General features: G+C 41.5%; 15 protein-coding genes, 2 pseudogenes and 1 riboswitch. Of the genes and pseudogenes, 13 read left to right on the forward strand and 4 right to left on the reverse strand.

What is annotated here, in order from left to right; genetic code table 11:
- Positions 1-158: 158 nt before the first annotated feature.
- Positions 159-389: riboswitch (cyclic di-AMP (ydaO/yuaA leader) on the reverse strand.
- A 1,058-nt stretch (positions 390-1,447) separates the two neighbouring features.
- Positions 1,448-1,639, forward strand: a complete 192-nt coding sequence (locus tag AC5JM2_RS20515) for a helix-turn-helix domain-containing transcriptional regulator (protein WP_495836687.1) — start codon at positions 1,448-1,450, stop codon at positions 1,637-1,639.
- Between the two features lie 39 nt (positions 1,640-1,678).
- Positions 1,679-2,251 (forward strand): Uma2 family endonuclease, encoded by a 573-nt coding sequence (locus AC5JM2_RS20520; protein ID WP_495836688.1) that lies wholly within the window; start codon positions 1,679-1,681, stop codon positions 2,249-2,251.
- 689 nt (positions 2,252-2,940) lie between these two features.
- On the opposite strand, the gene AC5JM2_RS20525 is transcribed toward AC5JM2_RS20520, so the two are convergent.
- Positions 2,941-3,705 (reverse strand): M48 family metallopeptidase, encoded by a 765-nt coding sequence (locus AC5JM2_RS20525; RefSeq protein WP_495836689.1) that lies wholly within the window; start codon positions 3,703-3,705, stop codon positions 2,941-2,943.
- Between the two features lie 313 nt (positions 3,706-4,018).
- On the opposite strand from AC5JM2_RS20525, the gene AC5JM2_RS20530 reads away from it, so the two are divergent.
- From AC5JM2_RS20530 to AC5JM2_RS20550, 5 genes are all read left to right on the forward strand, one after another.
- Positions 4,019-4,660 (forward strand): TetR/AcrR family transcriptional regulator, encoded by a 642-nt coding sequence (locus AC5JM2_RS20530; protein WP_495836690.1) that lies wholly within the window; start codon positions 4,019-4,021, stop codon positions 4,658-4,660.
- Positions 4,661-4,743: 83 nt separating this feature from the next.
- Positions 4,744-6,057 carry an HlyD family secretion protein gene (locus tag AC5JM2_RS20535; protein ID WP_495836691.1) on the forward strand — a complete coding sequence of 438 codons (1,314 nt, stop codon included), beginning with the start codon at positions 4,744-4,746 and terminating at the stop codon, positions 6,055-6,057.
- 64 nt (positions 6,058-6,121) lie between these two features.
- Positions 6,122-8,098 carry an ATP-binding cassette domain-containing protein gene (locus AC5JM2_RS20540; protein ID WP_495836692.1) on the forward strand — a complete coding sequence of 659 codons (1,977 nt, stop codon included), beginning with the start codon at positions 6,122-6,124 and terminating at the stop codon, positions 8,096-8,098.
- 109 nt (positions 8,099-8,207) lie between these two features.
- Positions 8,208-9,314, forward strand: a complete 1,107-nt coding sequence (locus tag AC5JM2_RS20545; RefSeq protein WP_495836693.1) for an ABC transporter permease — start codon at positions 8,208-8,210, stop codon at positions 9,312-9,314.
- A gap of 159 nt (positions 9,315-9,473) precedes the next feature.
- Complete coding sequence (locus AC5JM2_RS20550) at positions 9,474-10,622, forward strand: ABC transporter permease (RefSeq protein ID WP_495836694.1); 1,149 nt, start codon at positions 9,474-9,476, stop codon at positions 10,620-10,622.
- Between the two features lie 83 nt (positions 10,623-10,705).
- Here the strand turns inward: AC5JM2_RS20550 and AC5JM2_RS20555 are convergent, their stop codons facing one another.
- Positions 10,706-11,413 carry an ROK family protein gene (locus AC5JM2_RS20555; RefSeq protein ID WP_495836695.1) on the reverse strand — a complete coding sequence of 236 codons (708 nt, stop codon included), beginning with the start codon at positions 11,411-11,413 and terminating at the stop codon, positions 10,706-10,708.
- A gap of 253 nt (positions 11,414-11,666) precedes the next feature.
- Here AC5JM2_RS20555 and AC5JM2_RS20560 point away from each other — a divergent pair.
- From AC5JM2_RS20560 to AC5JM2_RS20570, 3 genes and pseudogenes are all read left to right on the forward strand, one after another.
- Positions 11,667-12,495, forward strand: a pseudogene (locus AC5JM2_RS20560) (creatininase family protein).
- A 79-nt stretch (positions 12,496-12,574) separates the two neighbouring features.
- Positions 12,575-12,757: a hypothetical protein gene (locus AC5JM2_RS20565; RefSeq protein ID WP_495836696.1), complete on the forward strand. Its 183-nt coding sequence runs from the start codon at positions 12,575-12,577 to the stop codon at positions 12,755-12,757.
- Positions 12,758-12,805: 48 nt separating this feature from the next.
- Entirely contained in the window at positions 12,806-13,795 is a 990-nt protein-coding gene (locus AC5JM2_RS20570) for an alpha/beta hydrolase family protein (protein ID WP_495836697.1), read from the forward strand.
- A gap of 157 nt (positions 13,796-13,952) precedes the next feature.
- Here AC5JM2_RS20570 and AC5JM2_RS20575 read toward each other — a convergent pair whose 3' ends face one another.
- On the reverse strand, positions 13,953-14,564 hold the full coding sequence (locus AC5JM2_RS20575; RefSeq protein WP_495836698.1) for a PAP/fibrillin family protein: 612 nt from the start codon (positions 14,562-14,564) through the stop codon (positions 13,953-13,955).
- A 131-nt stretch (positions 14,565-14,695) separates the two neighbouring features.
- Between AC5JM2_RS20575 and AC5JM2_RS20580 the strand changes: the two genes are divergently transcribed.
- The 3 genes and pseudogenes from AC5JM2_RS20580 to AC5JM2_RS20590 all read left to right on the forward strand — a co-directional run bounded on the left by AC5JM2_RS20580 (position 14,696) and on the right by AC5JM2_RS20590 (position 17,123).
- The gene (locus tag AC5JM2_RS20580) at positions 14,696-15,460 is read left to right on the forward strand and encodes a phosphatase PAP2 family protein (RefSeq protein WP_495836699.1); all 765 of its coding nucleotides are present in this window, start codon (positions 14,696-14,698) and stop codon (positions 15,458-15,460) included.
- 271 nt (positions 15,461-15,731) lie between these two features.
- Positions 15,732-16,567, forward strand: a pseudogene (locus AC5JM2_RS20585) (sulfite exporter TauE/SafE family protein).
- A 1-nt stretch (position 16,568) separates the two neighbouring features.
- Positions 16,569-17,123: a DUF1634 domain-containing protein gene (locus tag AC5JM2_RS20590; RefSeq protein ID WP_495836700.1), complete on the forward strand. Its 555-nt coding sequence runs from the start codon at positions 16,569-16,571 to the stop codon at positions 17,121-17,123.
- An 84-nt stretch (positions 17,124-17,207) separates the two neighbouring features.
- Here AC5JM2_RS20590 and AC5JM2_RS20595 read toward each other — a convergent pair whose 3' ends face one another.
- Positions 17,208-17,510, reverse strand: coding sequence for a hypothetical protein (locus tag AC5JM2_RS20595; RefSeq protein WP_495836701.1), 303 nt, complete (start codon positions 17,508-17,510; stop codon positions 17,208-17,210).
- Between the last annotated feature and the right edge of the window lie 680 nt (positions 17,511-18,190).

Genomic DNA, 18,190 nt, shown 5'->3' on the forward strand with positions numbered 1-18,190 from the left:
TGAACTTCACCATATAGCGATTTTTCCTGCCTCAACAGACCGGAAGAAAAGGTAATATGGTCTTTTCCTCGTAGTCAAGGGCAGGTACAACGAAGCGCACAGATACCAGCCAAGGACACTGACGAGAATAATGCATTACTGATAAGAATGCGGCTCGTTCAGTCTCCTCTCAATGCCGACGAAGTTAGCTGACGGGCTAGGACTGAGAGATGTCCCTCTCACAGAACAGAAGAAAGAAAAAAAAAGACAGGAAAAAAAACCGGAGTAATTTTGTCTTTTTTCATTCTTCATTTTTCATTCTTCGCTCTCCTATGAGATTAGCCCCAAACTTGGTTCCTCCGCTCCAGGCTTACCCCGATGTAACAAAATGTTTTGGGCAATCCGTGGATTAGGCAGACTCATGTAAATTTGTTAATTATTGTATCTGTAAATGTAACTTAAGTCAACCTCTTTGTGAAATTCATTTCTGCAAACTACAAGCAATCATGTGCTCTCATGATGTTCCATTGCAAGTGTATGCAAACACTTAACAGCATTATCTGGCGGTATCGCCAAGTGAAATGATTAGGTACATATTGCGTTTTAGGGTAATATTGCGTTCTTTGTATAAACGTTATCTCCGATTATATATTCGTTGTAGAAAAAAAGTAAGCATGAAACATAAGTTAATAAAACGATATATTTTTTTATCAATCAAAACTTCATGTATCATTTGTGGGCAAAGATCTCTGAGTATTGGTTAAGTAACTCGGCACGATAAAATCAATGTATGTTGAGTTTTGTAACAACTGTGGAATGACATATTTTTTGGCTATTTATAGCAATCCGTGCAGGAGTTGTGAAATTACTCATTGAGGTAGGGAACGCTTAACGCTTAACGCTTAACAGGGAAGAAGAATCTACAAATTTACTTTGTTTTTTCACAAATGAAATAGGACTGCTATATTTATTTGACATTTTGTTACAGAAGTTGATTTTTTAATGCCGACTTACTTACTTCACCACAATAATTTTGAAAGATTGCGTTCTTCAGAGTCCCGATTTCTTGAATAAACCGGGATTCTTGATACATATAAGGGGTCTTCTATTTAATTACATTTACACCTTTCTACTTATGGTGCTTTGAACGTAAATAGTCCACCGTTTTGAACAGGTAAGGAATAGGCAATCTGATCGCGCCCCGCAGATCCATCGCCTGTAAGATTGCTGAAAAATGTTCCACGATGTTCTGGGGTTACTTGAATAGTTACATCATTTACGCCAGACGGAAAGGTAGGGAGAAAGACTTCAATTTTTGCATACAACTAGTGATTCCTTCTGCCGTACCACTACTATTTGGATTTGAATAAGGATAGGGAGGTGGATAAAAGACAGGGGGTAAAGTCTAGCAAACGAACGAAAAATAGGTTAAAGCTCAAAAATGTTACTATGTAAGGATAGTTCAAATATGCGGTTGAAAGATTTGAGCGAGACTTTTCGTGATGAACTTAGAGACCCTGAGTTTGCTGCAGGGTATCTTCACGTAGCAATGGAACAGAATGATTTGAATACCTTTCTTATAGCACTTAGAGATGTTATACAAGCGAATATAGATAGAATCAATTTGCGAGTTGCAGAAGTAGAGAAGCGAAAACCTTAAATTATTTGTTCGCTAGGATTGTTTCGGGAGTAATTGCTTATGGCACTTTCAACTCAGGTATCTTTCAACAAGACATTAGAGGAGTTTCTGAAACTACCAGAAACCAAACCAGCTAGTGAGTATCTCGACGGTCACATTTACCAAAAACCAATACCCCAAGGAAAACATAGCATTCTCCAAACAGAGTCAGCATCGGCAATCAATCAGCTTGGTAAACCAAAAAAGTTAGCTTTAGCATTAACTGAGTTACGCTGCACCTTTGGCGGACGATCGTTAGTTCCAGATATTGCGGTATTTGAGTGGTCGCGCATCCCGACTGATGAAGATGGGGAAATCGCCAACAGATTTGAAAGCTACCCTGATTGGACTATTGAAATCCTATCACCTGACCAATCTCCTAACCGTGTCATTAATAAAATTATTTTTTGTGTCAATCAGGGGACAAAACTGGGTTGGTTCATTGACCCTGATGATAAGTCGGTAATGGTATTTCAACCGAATCAATTACCTGAAGTCAAATATGATACTAGCATATTACCCGTCCTTGATGTCTTGAGGGATTGGCAGGTTTCGCCTGCCGATATATTTGCTTGGCTAAAGGTAGTAAAATAACTTTCCTTACCTCTGTTGAAGCATTTTGTTGATTGAACTTTTACTGTATGCATGGTAATAAGACTCACAACTATGGAAATAGTAGATTTCAGCTTTAAAACCGAATCATGTAAAGAATTTAACAAATGACATAAAGTTTTACAGTCGGAAAAGGTCGGAAAAAAGTCGGTTTTTGTTAGTAAATTTACGTAAACAAAAAAATATAGAGTCGATGGTGCGAAGATACTATATAGGACTTACGCACAAGTTACGAAAGAACAAGATTGTGAGATTACTTCCTTACGTCGCAATGACGCAACAGTGAAATTAATCTGTGGCGAGTTGCAGATGTCTCTCAGCCCGGATGGGTGAATCATCTTAGTTTGATGCCATGCCAAACCACCCCTAAAACCATCCTTAAACATACACTCAATCCAAGAACGCATTGAATAAGCTGTTGGACATTTATCTTGCATGTTAGCTAAAAGTAAAACTCTTGTGCTGTGGGCATCTTGCCCGCCCTAATTATGCAAATTAAAAGTACATTAGCTTACCAACAAGCATCCGCCACTTCTGGAGCTAAATCCGTGACAATCAGCCAAGGATCTATATAATCGGGCTCCCAACGTCCTAGAAGTGTGCATTCAATTGCAGTAAAATTAATAGGTTGGAAACCCGAGTTTTTTATGAAACCGGGTTTTTTACTACCTTTACTGACCTGCAGCAATTTTTCTTTGTAAAATAGAAATCCGCTCTTTCGCTCCTGGGTGGTCACTCAAAAATGTTGGTGTGGAACGCTGACTCACCAATTTACTCAAAAACGCAGGCATAGCATTGGGGTTATAACCTGCCCTTTCTATATACCGCAGTCCTTTATCATCAGCTTTGTATTCAGCGTCACGACTGTTGGGTAAGTCTACAGCCAGCTTATAAGCCGCACTCGCTACAGTACTGCGGTCTAACCCAGCCAACGAGGCTGCACCTTGAGCGAGTTGCGCTTGTCTCAACTTGTTGATCAGGTCATTGTTGCAAATGTGACCAATTTCATGACCCAAAACTGCTGCTAACTGATCTTCATTATCCACTGCATTGAGCAGTCCAGTATGGACGTAAACATAGCCACCTGTGGTTGAAAAAGCGTTAATGCTTTTGTCTTGAACCACAGAAAAATGAAACGGATATTCAGCACAGTCACTAGCTGCAGCCACTCGTTGACCTATGCGGGTAACCTTCTCGTTGGTAGAGATTCTGTAATTGCTGCGTACTTGTTGGTCAATCTCACGACCCAATTCAACTTTTTGCTTTGCTGACACATTAGACAGTTGCAGAAGCTGAACTCCATTGAAAAGTAACTGAGTCCAAGGAACTGCACCAACTGGCGTAGGAGTGATTAACCCGATACCTATAGTAGTTGCCAAGCCTGCAAGAAAGAAGGCAAAGTTTTTACGCAATGTAGAAAAGCGAGAAAATATCATAGTTGAAAGTTATGAGTTATACAGTGAAAAAAGTTTGTATAGTGTTTTAGTTAAATGTTTCTCTAGCTAAAATATAGACTACAAAGCAGTTTAGGAAGACATCACTAGGGAGGAATTTTATTTGTCAACTAACACGTTTTTGAACTAGTAATGCAATATTGATACTGTTGTCTTCTATCTACAGACGTATTCACTTCATGAATGTTCCATAGTTGCAAGTTGAATTTCTAGCTATAAAACTATCATTTAAGTATACTTTCCTGATTAAATGTTGTGTTATATTGTTGATTGATTAGTCAATCAATCCATGATTATGCCTCCACGCGACGAGCAAGACTTTGAAAATCGGCGACAGCAGATTATTGATGGTGCTTTGCAGGTCTTTTCTACAAAGGGTTTTGAGAAGGCGACTAACAAGGATATTGCCGCAGCAGCAGGAATTGGCTCACCTGGGTTGATATATCACTACTTTAAAGATAAAAACGACTTGTTTGGGCAGGTTATTGAGCAACACCTACCAGTACTGCAACTGCTGAACCGCCATGAGGATGAGATTATGACCAAACCGCCAAAGGATGCACTCATCATCTTTGGTAAAGCGTTTTTGGCAGCTTTGGAATACTCAAAATCTATCGCACTTATGAAGCTGCTGCTGAGTGAAGCGTTCCAGCGACCAGAGGTGGCAGATATGTTCAACAATGTTGGACCGAGTCGTTCAATAGCTTTCTTAACTCAGTACCTGAGAAAGCAAATGTCAGTCGGAGTCATGAAACCTATGAACCCAGGCGCAGCGGCTCGCTGTTTCATCGGTTCCCTTATTGTTTATATTCTCACGCGTGAATTATTCCGACAACCTGATGCCCTGGAGATTAGCTCTGATACGATGGTAACAACTGCTGTTCAGGTGTTCTTACAGGGTATAGAAATTTCTCCAATAGATAATAACCAAGCTTGAAAGTAATTTTTCTTGTGTATAGTTGATTAACCAGTCAATCAAGTTTTAAATTTCCAAAATTTCTCACCACCCACGGAGTTGTTATGACACAAACGCCGACCGAACCTTCCCAAGACTCTAAACAAACTAGCAGCACTCTTGTCAAAGAAAAAGAGCAATCATCCCAACCTCAGCCATCTCCACAGAAGCCGCGACGACGTATCCCCAAACCAGTGGTGATTTTGGGGGCGATCGCACTCCTCGCAGGGCTAGGATACGGAATTTATCGCGTATTTTTTTATCAACCAGAGCCTAGTGGTCTATTTTTAAGTGGGCGTATTGAAGGTTACGAAACCGATGTCTCTGCCAAAACAGGTGGTCGAATTGCCAAAGTTGCTGTTAGGGAAGGAGATATCGTTAAACCTGGTCAGTTATTAGTGCAAATAGACGACTCCGAATTGCGTGCTCAACTGCAGGGAGCACAAGCCAAAGTGCGTTCCGCCCAGGAAAGTTTGAGGCGTAGTCGCCAACAGTTACCCATCTTAGAAGCCGAACTCGAACAAGCCAATTTAACCACGCAGCAAGTTAAGCAAGAAAGTCAGGGGAAAGTCTGGGAAGCTGAAAAGTCTGTAGCCGCAACTCGCGCCCAGCTTGTTCAAGCTCAGGCAAATCTGAAGCTAGCACAAGTTAAACAACAACGGTATAAAAACTTATTTACCCAAGGCGCTGTGTCAGCCCAAACCCAGGATGAGTATGATACCACTGCACAAACGGCTCAAGCGAACGTTGATGCTGCAAGACAACAAGTTCAGTCGGCTCAAGGAATCCTCACCCAAGCTCAAGCCACTCTGAACAATCCACCAATCAAAGCAGCTGCAGCACTACAAATCCAGAAACAAATTGCTCAAGCCGGCACTGATATCGCAGTAGCACAAGAAGAAGTCAGCAACGCCCAAGCAACACAAGCCCAGACTCAAGCTAACTTGAACTACTTAGTCGTAAATAGCCCCTTATCCGGTAATGTCATCACCCGTTCCGTTGAACCAGGCGAAGTCGTAGCAGCAGGCGCACCACTGCTAACAATCGTCAATCTCGACAATCTTTACCTGCGTGGCTTCATCCCCGAAGGAGAAATCGGCAAAGTTAGAATTGGTCAGTCAGGACTAGTTTACTTAGATGCACTTCCCAAACAACCCCTACAAGCAACAGTCACTCGCATAGATCCCAAAGCCAGCTTCACCCCAGAAAACACTTATTTCAAAAAAGACAGAATCACTCAAGTCTTTGGCGTAGAACTCACCTTAAAAAATCCCCAAGGCTTAGCAAAACCAGGAATGCCCGCTGACGGACGAATTGTTGTACCAGAAACACAGCAAAAACGTGCTTCTACTCAATTTTCCCTACCGTGGAAATTCTGAAATCTCTGTTTTTTCTTTCCTCTTTCTTTCCTCTGCGTCCTCTGCGTCTCTGCGGTTCGTTAATATGACAGCAACTCTCCAAACAAACCCTCCACAAAAACGTACCAACTCCCCCGTCATCTCCATCCGAGACTTACGACACAGCTACAACAAACAAACTGAAGCCGTCGCCGGTATAAACATAGACATTTATCAAGGCGAGATTTTTGGACTGATTGGACCTGATGGAGCAGGCAAAACCACCACATTTCAAATTCTCTCAGGAGTCATGCCACAAACAAGCGGTATCGTCGAAGTATTTGATTCCAAACCTTGGGACGTGCGCCTGCAAATGGGCTACCTGACCCAACGCTTCAGTTTATACCAAGACATGAGCATTGAGGAAAATCTGCGTTATGCAGCAGGTTTACGCGAAGTCAGTGACACGGCTTTTAAAAAGCGTAGCGAACACTATTTAAACTTACTGGACTTAGCACAGTTTAAACAACGTTTAGCTGGACGCCTCTCTGGTGGAATGAAGCAGAAACTCGCTTTGTGCTGTGCGCTTATTCACCAGCCGAAAATTTTATTATTAGATGAGCCAACAACAGGTGTCGATCCAGTATCGCGCCGCGAGTTTTGGGATATTTTAGCGGAACTTGCTGTGACTGAAGGAATGACAACAGTTGTTGCTACGCCTTACTTGGATGAAGCAGAACGCTGTTCCCGAATTGCTTTAATGTATGATGGCAAAATTCAGCAGTGCGATACACCAGCTAAGGTGAAAGCCAGCTTGGGCGTGCAACGGTTAGAAGTTTATCTACCCGTGGCGCAGCTAGATAAAGCAGCCGACATCCTGAACACCAACGTTGATTTACGAGATTTGGTGTCGGACGTGCAACGCTTTGGCGATCGCCTAGATGTCCTCACAAACACTCCCAAAGAAACGAGTCACAGAATTCGCAACATCCTAGAGCAGCAAAATATTCCACTTGAACATTTTACCACGGATACGCCAACACTAGAAAACACTTTTGTCGCTCGATTGCGGGAACTCAAAGGAGAGACTTCTGCAAGCAATTATCCCCGCATTTTCCGTCAAGAAAAATCTGAAGGAACAGCGATTGGGGCGGACAATCTCAATAGAGTTTTTGGTAATTTCCACGCAGTTAAGAATATTAATTTAAATATTAAATATGGTGAAGTATTTGGTCTTTTAGGGGCAAATGGTGCTGGCAAGACAACAACTATTAAAATGCTCTGTGGTTTACTACCAGCTAGTTCTGGTAAAGTGATGCTAGTAGGAGAAACGGGTGAATTACGTAGTGCAGAAGTGCGGCAACAACTCGGTTATATGTCGCAAAAATTCACCCTCTATGATGACCTGACGATAGGACAAAATTTAGAGTTTTATTGCGGTGTTTATGGTGTTCCTCGCCGCCATCGACAACAGAAGAAAAACTGGGTACTCCAAATGAGTGATTTAGTCGGGCAAGAAGATAGGTTAACGGCGGACTTACCAGGCGGTTGGAAGCAGCGGGTGGCTTTTGGCGCAGCTGTGATGCATGAACCAAAAGTTGTGTTTCTTGATGAGCCGACTTCTGGTGTTGATCCCTTAGCCAGAAGAGAATTTTGGCGCTGGATTAACCAGTTTGCAAATGAAGGTATGGCGATACTCGTGACGACTCATTATCTTGAAGAAGCCGAACAGTGTCACCGCTTGGGATTCATGGTTGCGGGAGAACTTGTTGCTCAAGGAACACCACGTCAAGTTAAAGAGGAACAGCCAGGACAGTTGGTGGAATGGGAATGTGAACCATTGCAAGCCGCTTCGGATTTGCTCAAGCAGCGGTTAGAGCGTTGGCGGGTATCTATTTTTGGATCGCGCCTGCATACAGTTTTGGATGAGCCACAAACACAGATTCCCCAAGTTGAGAACTGGTTGAAAGAGTCTGGAATAAAAGTGCAAAACCATAGAGAAATTGGGTTTTCTTTGGAAGACGTGTTTATCAGTGTGGTGGAACAGGCGCGACAGCGTGGTTTAGATGTACCTGTGGATTAGGAGAAAGCAGGGGAAGCAGGGAGCAGGGAGCAGGGAGCAGGGAGAAAGAATTTGTATCACTAATTTAGTGAAATGGTATTAGAAAACTAATGACTAATGACTAATAATTATGAAACGTGTATTTGCTCAGACTATTAAAGAATTAACGCAACTGGGGCGCGATCGCCTAACCCTCACACTAGCACTCTTATTGCCATTAATACTGCTACTGTTATTTGGTTTTGCGGTATCCCTAGAGGTAAACAAAATTAACTTTGCCATTCAAGATTTAGATTTGACACCCAATAGCCGCGAGTATATTGCCACCTTTGAGCGTACTAATAAGTTCAATATTATTGCTTCTGGACCACAGGTCAATTTACCCCGACTACTAGATAAAGGTTCAGTTGCAGCAGGTTTAATTATTCCTCCAAAGTTCTCGCGGGATTTAAAACGGAGTGGACGTACAGCCGAAGTCCAAATTTTGGTTGATGGTACTGATGCCAACACTGCTAATATTGTCAGGGGTTATGCCAAGGCGACTACCAATGCTTTTGTAGAAAATCTGCGTGGGAGCAAAAATCCCCTTGTGAGTCTCCAATCTCGGTTGTGGTATAACCCCGGCTTAGAAACATTGAGATATATTGGTCCTGGCGCTATTGCGATTACTGTTACTTTGTTTCCTCCACTTTTGGCTGGTTTAGCAACAGCAAAAGAGTATGAACAAGGGACAATACTCCAAGTTTATGCTTCTAGTTTAACAGGTATCGAATACTTGCTAGGTAAAGCAGCAGCATTTTGGCTGGTGGGTATGGCAGAAGTATTATTTGTCAATATTGAGGCTTGGCTATTCTTTGGTTTGCGGTTTGTTGGCGATCCCACACCGATGATTTTTAGTTCAATGCTTTACATTGCTTGCGGTGTTTTTTGGGGAATTTTTATAGGCTGCAATACCAAAGTACAAAGTGCTGCGATCCAAGCGGTAGCATTCACAGCTTTTTTGTTATCACTTCAGTTATCTGGTTTTATTTACCCAGTAAATAATATCCCAGTTGGTATTCGTTGGGTTTCTAGTATTATTCCTGCTCGGTACTATATTGAAGTAACTCGCGATGCTTATGCTCGCGGCGTGGGTTGGTTGGGAGTTTGGTTTCCAGTATTTGCTTTGACACTACTTGCAAGCTTATTTTTCTTTTTGGCTTGGCGCAAATTACAAAAGATGCAATTGGGAGCTTGAATAATTCAATATTATCTATAGCAATCCTATATGAGTTGTGAAAATTATCGAACCGCCAAGTCGCCTTAGACGCGCAGCGGCGTGCCGTAGGCTAGAACGCCAAGAAAGAGACAAGAAAGAGAGGAAAAAATCTTATGAGTGATTTAGGAATGCTATAGTATGTTTTCAAATTTCATCGACACAATTTTGGGCAGTCGTTTTTGGGCGATCTTTCAGAAAGAGTTCGCTCAGATATTTCGTAATCGTCAACTTGTGATTCAGTTGCTCGTACCACCGACTGTATTTTTAATGGTGTTTGGTTTTGCTCTCAATCCAGAGATTCAAGACCTTAAAGTTGGCATTACTGACTATAGTCACAGCAGTGCTTCTCGTGAGTTTGTAGAAATTCTTAAGCAAACTGATGCGTTTGTCATTAGTCGATATTATCCTGACCAAAAAGATATGATTGCTGATTTAGCAACTGGGAAGCTAACAGTAGGTTTCACAATTCCTCCAGAATTTGCTGATGATATTGCGAGGAGACGTACAGTTCAATTACAAGCATTGTACGATGCTGTTGATGCAAATACAGCAAGGATTGCTTCTAGTTATATTAGTCAATTAGTCAGTGATTATAATTCGCGTCATACAAATAACAGTAACGACACTGTTGCTTCTCGGCGCAATAAAGTGGAAGTTCAAACTTCAGTATTCTATAATCCGGGACTGGAAACTTCTTGGTTTATTGTGTCGGGGATGTTTGGAATTGTCCTAACAGTTATCGGTTCTCAAGCTGCTGCATCATTAGTCGTGCGAGAAAAAGAAGCGGGGACTATTGAGCAGTTGGTTATGACTCCAGCTTCTAACACAGAAGTTATCTTGGCTAAGGTGAGTCCATTACTTATTCTGCTGAGTTTAGATGTTTTAATTGCTGTTGGTATAGCAAGGCTGGTGTTTGGTGTCCCATTGCGAGGTAATTTGCTCGTGTTTCTCATGATTGCTGTGCTTTACTTCACGGTAGGTATCAGCATTGGTATTTTGATTGCTTCCTATTCAAAAAGCGAACAGCAGACACAACTAACAGCCTTTTTTATTAACCCGCCATTAGTTCTTTTATGTGGAGCGACGACACCAATTTCTAGTATGCCTACTTTTGTGCAATGGCTGACTTATCTAGATCCCTTGCGCTACTTTATCGAAGTTTGTCGGGGAATTTTGCTCAAAGGAGTTGGTATTGAGACGCTTTGGCGTCAGGTGTTAATTTTACTGGTTTTTGCTACGGTGTTGATAACTTTGAGTATCCGTCAATTCCGACGACAGTTGGGATGAGTTATCTACTGCTGTGTTATTTGCGAAATTTCAACCATCGGGACTAAAGCGAAAGCTTTAGTCCTGTTGTTTTCTTGTCCTCTTCAATCTTTCCACAAAGCGATACCACCCAATAAACCAGTGATATTGGGGATAATCTTCACATTTGGTGGTAATTTAAGATCCACCTTTTTCGCTTCACCGCCGCCGATATACAGATAATCATAATTGAACAGATGTTCCAGAGATGCGATCGCCCTCTCCAACCGCCTGTTCCATTTCTTTTCACCCACCTTTTCCAGCGTTGCACGTCCTAGCTGTTCTTCGTAAGTCTCTCCTTTACGAAACTCATGATGTCCCATTTCCAAATTCGGCACGAGTTTACCATCTACAAATAAAGCGGAACCAAAGCCCGTACCCAGTGTAATTACCAATTCCACACCTTTTCCAGAAATTGCCCCCAAACCTTGCATATCGGCATCATTTATCGCCCGTACAGGTTTGTCCAAACGCTTTGACAATGCTGTAGCCAAATCAAACCCGATCCAATCTGGATCTAAGTTCACAGCTGTTTGGATTACTCCACTGCGCACCACACCAGGAAAACCAACCGAAACGCGATGAAATTCACCTTGAGTCGCTGCTAGTTTTACAATTGCATCAATCACAGGTTCTGATTTCGCAGGTTGTGGTGTTTCTGTTCGCGCTCTTTCTGTTAAGCCTTTTCCCGTAATATCCAAAACTATAACTTTGACACCACTACCACCAATGTCAACCGATAGGGTGCGGATAGCTCCATTATTTTCAACCATTGGGTTTTCTCTCGTGAGTGTTTACTAACTGGTTGATATTGTCTACAGTATCTAAGCAATAACCAATTGAGGTTAGGCTTTTCTGCCGATTATACAATCTATACTTAGCTAGATTTTGTATTTGAAATAGCTTACAAAAGTGGCAATTTATCATACTTTTTTCTGTTTCTGACTTCAACATCTGAAAAATCTAGCTTTGTTCCTCATAACTTTTGTAAAATCAGCAAATAGTGCTCCAAACTTTGTTGAATATATGCACAGCTTTATTCCCCCAAAACGCTTTTTTCCCTACCTCAGTTGGACTGACATCCAAGCAATGCCAAACAAGGAAGATGTAGTCATTATCCAACCAGTAGGGGCAATTGAACAACATGGTCCTCATCTGCCGTTAATTGTCGATGCTGCCATTGGTATGGCGGTTCTGGGAAAAGCGTTGGAAAAGCTAGATACAAGCATCCCAGCATATGCTCTGCCAATCTTATATTACGGCAAATCGAATGAACACTGGCACTTTCCCGGTACAATGACTCTGGGCGCTGAAACTCTCATAGCAACTCTGATGGAAGTTGGAGAAAGTGTTTACCGTGCTGGGTTTCGGAAATTGGTGTTGATGAACTCCCACGGGGGACAACCCCAAGTTATGGAAATTGTCGCGCGGGATTTGCATATTAAGTATGATGAGTTTTTAGTATTTCCGCTGTTTACGTGGCGAGTCCCGCATATCACTTCGGAATTAGTGACGCTAAAGGAAAAACAAGTAGGTATTCATGCAGGGGATGCAGAAACTAGCCTGATGTTGGCTATTTTACCAGAACAAGTGAAAATGGACGCTGCTGTTGCAGAGTATCCGCCAGAACAGCCAGAGGGAAGTTTGTTGAGTATTGAGGGTAAGTTACCCTTTGCATGGGCGACACGAGATATAAGCAAAAGTGGAGTGGTGGGAGATCCGACAGTTGCAACAAAGGAGAAAGGCGATAGCTTCGCTGCTGCCTTCGGCAGATCGCATTCTCGAATCTGTTTCTGATGGTTGGGTGCGAGTTATAAAAGATGTGTATGCTTTTCAAATGCCACAACCTGAATGAACTGGTAAATATTTCCTATAGGATGCCTTAGGGGCAAGGGATAACGCATCTTATAACTATTACCAGAGGAACTCACAAAATGAAAATTAGAGGAATTAAACGCGGTCAAACCATCGAGCTATTAGAGACAGTGGACAGTATACCAGATGGAGCAGAAATTATAGTTGATTTAGAACCTTCCTCCACTAAATATGCTGAAGTAAAAAAGCCTATAACGGATGAGGAGAGACTAGAAAAACTCAATGAATTGTTCGGAGTTTGAAAAAACCAACCTTAAGGTTGTTGTCCTGTGATAAAGAGGTTTTAATTCATGAAACGGTTGTTTGCTTTTATAACGATCGCTTTCCTCTACTTTTATTTTGCTCATCTGGTCAACGCATCTGAGTTAGTCTCAACACATTCAGATAATAGTTGTACCTTAAGGGTGTTGAAAAAAGGAGAGGGCTGTTTCCTTTACAAGGTTGAAGCTGGCAATTTCTCTATCCCTGTTTACTACTACCTACCTAATCAATTGGAGGCAAATACTAAAGTGGTATTCGCCATGCATGGCGAAAAACGGAATGCTGAAGATTATAGAAATGACTGGAGAAATATCTACAACGGCAACGGCAGCGGCAATCCAAATTTTATCCTGCTCGCTCCCCAGTTTCAACAAAAGCGGTTTCCTTTAGCCCCAGGGTATAACCTTGGCAATATGTTTACACAAGACCTTAATACGCTAAATCCCCAAAACCAGTGGGCGTTTACTGAAATTGAAAATATTTTTTCGTTCGTCAAAACAAGCATCAAAATCAATACAACCAATTACTATCTCTATGGTCACTCTGCAGGCGCACAGTTCGTGCATCGGATGGTCATCTTTATGCCCCATGCACATATCAAAAAGGCTGTCGCCGCAGAGGGTGGTTCGTACACAATACCCGATGAGTATACAGACTATCCCTGCGGTTTCAAGAAAGAAACTGGAGATAAACTGCCATCTGTGGACTTGAAAACGACCTTTAGCACACCAATGACAATTATTTTAGGCACAAAAGATAACAAACCTTTATCACCTGAGCATGATACCTATAAGTGTGATGCACAACAAGGTTCTAATCGTTTGGCTCGCGGCGAATATTTCTACACTAAAGTAAAAAGCATTGCTGATAATAGGAAAGAAGATTTTCAATGGACTCTCAAAAAAGTTAGTGCTGCTCACATTGTTCCAAAGACGAATCCCCCTATTGAAGATCCTATGTTAGTGTCTTGTGCCGCAAAAGAGTTTTTTCCTGAATTAACGGGAGTTAACTGCAAATAGTAAGAGCAGTTTTACCGCTCACATAGGTAAGATGATTACGTTGTTCGTGCGTAAGTCCTGTTATAGAGGTTTCGGCGGGAGGAACAAAACTCCTGAGGATGTAGCACGTAGCACGGCTACGTGCTACATCCGTACTTGAAGCAGGAGATGCAGTAACTCACTCTCGCTGTAGCACATACAAATTCTGCTGATTACCACGCATAAGGCGCAAATCTGCATCCAAATAGGTAATATCCACCCAACCACTGCCAGAAAGTGTTGATTTCAAAGGTAACGCCGGATCTACTCCTAAAGCCTCTCGAAAAGCGGCGTCATTCAAATCATCGGTTGCACTATGAGCAGAAGTTTCCAAAAAATCAATGGCAAGACGTTTAGAGTCCACCACTGTATAGCGCCCCATAACCACAGTAACACCCTTGACACCAGAGCCTGCGATAAACTCAATGAGGTTGTTGTACTGCCCAGTAGCCTTGTAAATCTCTTGGAACAAACCAGTAACGCTGATTGTTACATTAGGCAACTTACCGAAAGAAAGACGAGAAAGAGTTGTTTGTTGTTCTAATCCAAACGTACTGTACAAAAGCCGCCAGCGCCCTTGAACCAATTCCATATGACTCGTCGGTTCACTGTTTTGATTGAGAACCTCAATTTGTTGGGTTAATTTCTCAATTTGCTGACGATACGTTGTGTTGCTGTTAAATCCAATATCAGTAGCTGTTGAAATAGAAATCAACTCTTGTTTCAGGTTAAACAGTGTGCTATCTCCCATATCTCTTTTCCCAAAAAATCTCTTCTAGTGCAAATGCTTTCAATCTACCTTAATAAGCAGAGGTGCTGTATGCGGTAAAGTGCGTATATTACAAGCATTAGTCGTACACACTTTCTTAAATTCGATTAAAAATGTTTAGCACTGATTTGAGCAAGCTTATCCCGTCCTTTCTCAACTTCTCTAAAAAGCTGCTTTTTGCTCGTTGGCGTTCTCTTGTGGTGCTCTTGATTGGGGTTTATTTACCTTTGCAAATCTTTGGGCTGCTGGCGGTTGAGATATGGAAGAATCAAGGTGGTTTCCCGTGGGATGTACCGATTCTCGTAGCTGTTCATTCTACAGCACAGGCGCAACTGGATGTTTTTGCCGTAACGCTGACTCAATTTGGGAGAATTCGGATTATCCTTCCCACTGTCTGTGTGATTGCATTGGTGTTGTTGATTCAAAAACGGTGGCGATCGCTCACCTATCTACTCACCACTGAAATAGGAAGCGGCATCATCAATCGCACGGCAAAGGAATTCATGCATCGAGTGCGTCCCGACCTTTGGGATTCACTTGCTCCTGAGTCTAGTTTTTCATTTCCTAGTGGTCATTCTATGACAAGTATGACGCTGGTGGCAGCTCTTGTCATTTTAACATGGGGTAGTGTTTGGTGCTGGCTGGTTCTGATTGCTGGGAGCTTATTTGTATTAGGTATTGGCTGGACACGACTTTATTTAGGAGTTCACTTTCCCAGTGATATTCTAGCAGGATGGATGGTTTCTATCGCTTGGGCAATTGGCGTCAGTTTGGTTATTAAACCTTATGCGACTCAAAAAACCATAGTTAGTGATACTCCTCCTGTAGAAGAAACAACATTACTTCCAGAAGAAACGCAGCTAATACGTGAGGAATAAGAATTTATCTCACGTGATGACGCAAAATTGTAGAGACGTGGAATTTCGCGTCTCTGCATGAGATTTATGGCAACGGTCTAGTATTAGAATATCAGGAACCGCCTTGGAGGTAGAAACGGAAAGTCATGAAAAGTTGAAACTTCGTTTTCAGCGATTCACTGCAATAAAAATTAATCAATTCCTATAAATATTAAAATAAAAACTGAAATCATGAGGTCAAAAATACTATTTTTTTAGTTTAATATCATTGATAATCACAGAGGAATAAAATTTGAATATCTTAGAGTTTTCTTTACTAATTTGGATTGGATCATTTACGGCTGGCTTTTTAGGTTCACTAACTGGTTTAGGGGGTGGAGTTGTGATTGTCCCCTTGTTAACTTCAATTTTTGGAGTTGATATCCGCTACGCAGTTGGTGCTTCCTTGGTGTCTGTGATTGCAACTTCCTTAGGTGCCGCATCTACATATATAAAAAAGGTTATACCAATTTGCGCTTGGGAATGTTTTTAGAAGTAGCAACGACAATCGGAGCTTTAATAGGAGCTTTGATCGCCACTTTGATTTCCGTCAAAGCATTAACCATCGTCCTTGCTGTTGTTTTACTTTATTGCGCTTATCTATCACAACAACCGAAACTCAACAATCCTGAAAATGAGTCAACTGATCCCTTAGGAACTTATTTACAACTTAATAGTAATTACCCAACTCCAGAAGGACTGATGTCATATCAAGTTCATTCTGTCCCGAGTGGGTTTAGCGTGATGTTAGTCGCTGGAGTCCTTTCTGGACTACTTGGTATTGGTTCGGGAGGGTTTAAAGTCTTGGCGATGGATCAAATTATGGGTGTCCCGTTCAAAGTTTCTACCACTACTAGTAATTTTATGATTAGCGTAACCGCAGCCGCTTCAGCAGGAGTTTACTTAGCACGTGGCTACATCGATCCAGGACTATCAATGCCAGTAATGTTAGGGGTATTGCCTGGTGCTTTTTTGGGGGCGCGAGTCTTGATAGAAGCTAACACTCAGATTTTAAGAATTATTTTCTCTGTTGTACTGGTAGTGATGGCATTCAAGATGATCTATAGCAGTTTAATCGGGGGAGTGTAGAATGAATAAAATGAGTTTTCGTTTCTGGTGGAGTTCATCGACACCATCACAAAGCGAAGTTATCAAATTCCAAGTGCAGGAGAAAAAATCAGACAGTGATATTCAAGAGTTAGCCCAGCACACCAGTGTGATAGCAGAGTTTCCTAGCGACTATGAGGTTGATGCAAACAAGGAAAATACGAAAACACTAAGCGAATTGCAATTTGAGCAGCTGCTTAGTAATGTGCTAAAGTACGGCGTTATATTTGCTAGCACTGTCGTTTTAATAGGCGGCATATTATATTTGATTAGCCACGGTGCTGAAAAAGCTAACTATCAATTTTTTCAGGGAGAACCATCCCACTTCCGTTCTCCCAGAGGGGTTGTGGTTGCAGTTTTGTCAGGTAGTCGTCGTGGTATCATTCAGCTTGGACTGTTGCTACTTGTTGCGACTCCAATTATTCGTGTGGTCATTTCTCTATTTATTTTTCTAAGACAGCGAGAATTTACATACGTTGTTGTTACTTTGATAGTTCTGACAGCGCTAATGTATAGCCTGATAGGAGCATATTATTAATTTCTCATAATTATTTAGGAGTGCGTTGCTTTTGAGGTAACGCACTCTTTCGTTACAGATTTTTCGTGAAATTAAAGCTTGAGCTTAGAGAATCAAGCCCAAATTTTGTTGAATTTGCTGTGCCAAATAATTTCTGATCAAATCAACGACTTCTACTGGGAACAAGACTAAGAGAACAGCACCGGTTAAGCTAAATAGACCAATAATCAAAGCTAAAAATCTTCCAAAAAAACCAGGATTAATTTCAGCAAAACCTAATCTGGTTTGCCCAAGAACTGCAATTGCAAGGAAAATAGTTCCTGCTATCAACAAGCAATTTATGAAAGGTGAATTAGTCATCTTTTTGATAGAAAGCATTATTTTAATTATAGCTAATACCATTTTCATATGAAGATGCATAGAAATAACTGCATCGCCGTTAACTGCCCTCCCCGCAGGTTTGCGGAGGTTTGGAGGGGTCAAAATAATGTGCAGCCTCACATACAATTGGTATAAGTAGATATAGCAGTCCTAAATGAGTTGTTAACTTCTTGGTTAAGAGAGGGAACAGGGAACAGATTTTTCACAAATGATTTAGGACTGTTATAGTAGCAATTAAATATATAGCAATCCTAAATCATTTATAAACAATTCCTGTTCCGTGTTCCCTGTTCCCTGTTAAGAGCCCTCATGAGACAATTTACAATCTCATTTAGGACTGCTATAAGATAAGACCTCACCTTCAATCCCTCTAGTGAATTCGCGGAGAGGGAAGTCGGAGTCTGGGTGAGGTTTTATATTTAGTTTGAGCCACTGACGGATCACAATTCTAAGTTAATTGTGAGATTCTATGTTTCTGCTTCCTTCTTCTTTTCTGCGTTGAGTGCAGTTATTTCACTGAAATATGTCACTAGTTAGATAAAACTGTTACACAATATTTGATTTTCTACTCGTATATAAATTAAAAATAGATACGCTATCATCCCCCAAGCCAAGCATGGAAACGAGGAAAAATAGATCAATCTATGCTGAATGTTTGATCCCCCACTAGACTTTTTGTTAGTTTTTCATTTAAAATACGGAAAGCA

It is taken from the genome of Brasilonema angustatum, assembly GCF_059505445.1.

Coding starts and splice junctions, on each gene's coding strand:
- AC5JM2_RS20525 (WP_495836689.1), bottom strand. CDS start 3,705: ATGATATTTTCTCGCTTTTCTACATTGCGTAAAAACTTTGCCTTCTTT.
- AC5JM2_RS20545 (WP_495836693.1), top strand. CDS start 8,208: ATGAAACGTGTATTTGCTCAGACTATTAAAGAATTAACGCAACTGGGG.
- AC5JM2_RS20530 (WP_495836690.1), top strand. CDS start 4,019: ATGCCTCCACGCGACGAGCAAGACTTTGAAAATCGGCGACAGCAGATT.
- AC5JM2_RS20570 (WP_495836697.1), top strand. CDS start 12,806: ATGAAACGGTTGTTTGCTTTTATAACGATCGCTTTCCTCTACTTTTAT.
- AC5JM2_RS20540 (WP_495836692.1), top strand. CDS start 6,122: ATGACAGCAACTCTCCAAACAAACCCTCCACAAAAACGTACCAACTCC.
- AC5JM2_RS20595 (WP_495836701.1), bottom strand. CDS start 17,510: ATGAAAATGGTATTAGCTATAATTAAAATAATGCTTTCTATCAAAAAG.
- AC5JM2_RS20520 (WP_495836688.1), top strand. CDS start 1,679: ATGGCACTTTCAACTCAGGTATCTTTCAACAAGACATTAGAGGAGTTT.
- AC5JM2_RS20580 (WP_495836699.1), top strand. CDS start 14,696: ATGTTTAGCACTGATTTGAGCAAGCTTATCCCGTCCTTTCTCAACTTC.
- AC5JM2_RS20565 (WP_495836696.1), top strand. CDS start 12,575: ATGAAAATTAGAGGAATTAAACGCGGTCAAACCATCGAGCTATTAGAG.
- AC5JM2_RS20590 (WP_495836700.1), top strand. CDS start 16,569: ATGAATAAAATGAGTTTTCGTTTCTGGTGGAGTTCATCGACACCATCA.
- AC5JM2_RS20535 (WP_495836691.1), top strand. CDS start 4,744: ATGACACAAACGCCGACCGAACCTTCCCAAGACTCTAAACAAACTAGC.
- AC5JM2_RS20550 (WP_495836694.1), top strand. CDS start 9,474: ATGTTTTCAAATTTCATCGACACAATTTTGGGCAGTCGTTTTTGGGCG.
- AC5JM2_RS20515 (WP_495836687.1), top strand. CDS start 1,448: ATGCGGTTGAAAGATTTGAGCGAGACTTTTCGTGATGAACTTAGAGAC.
- AC5JM2_RS20575 (WP_495836698.1), bottom strand. CDS start 14,564: ATGGGAGATAGCACACTGTTTAACCTGAAACAAGAGTTGATTTCTATT.
- AC5JM2_RS20555 (WP_495836695.1), bottom strand. CDS start 11,413: ATGGTTGAAAATAATGGAGCTATCCGCACCCTATCGGTTGACATTGGT.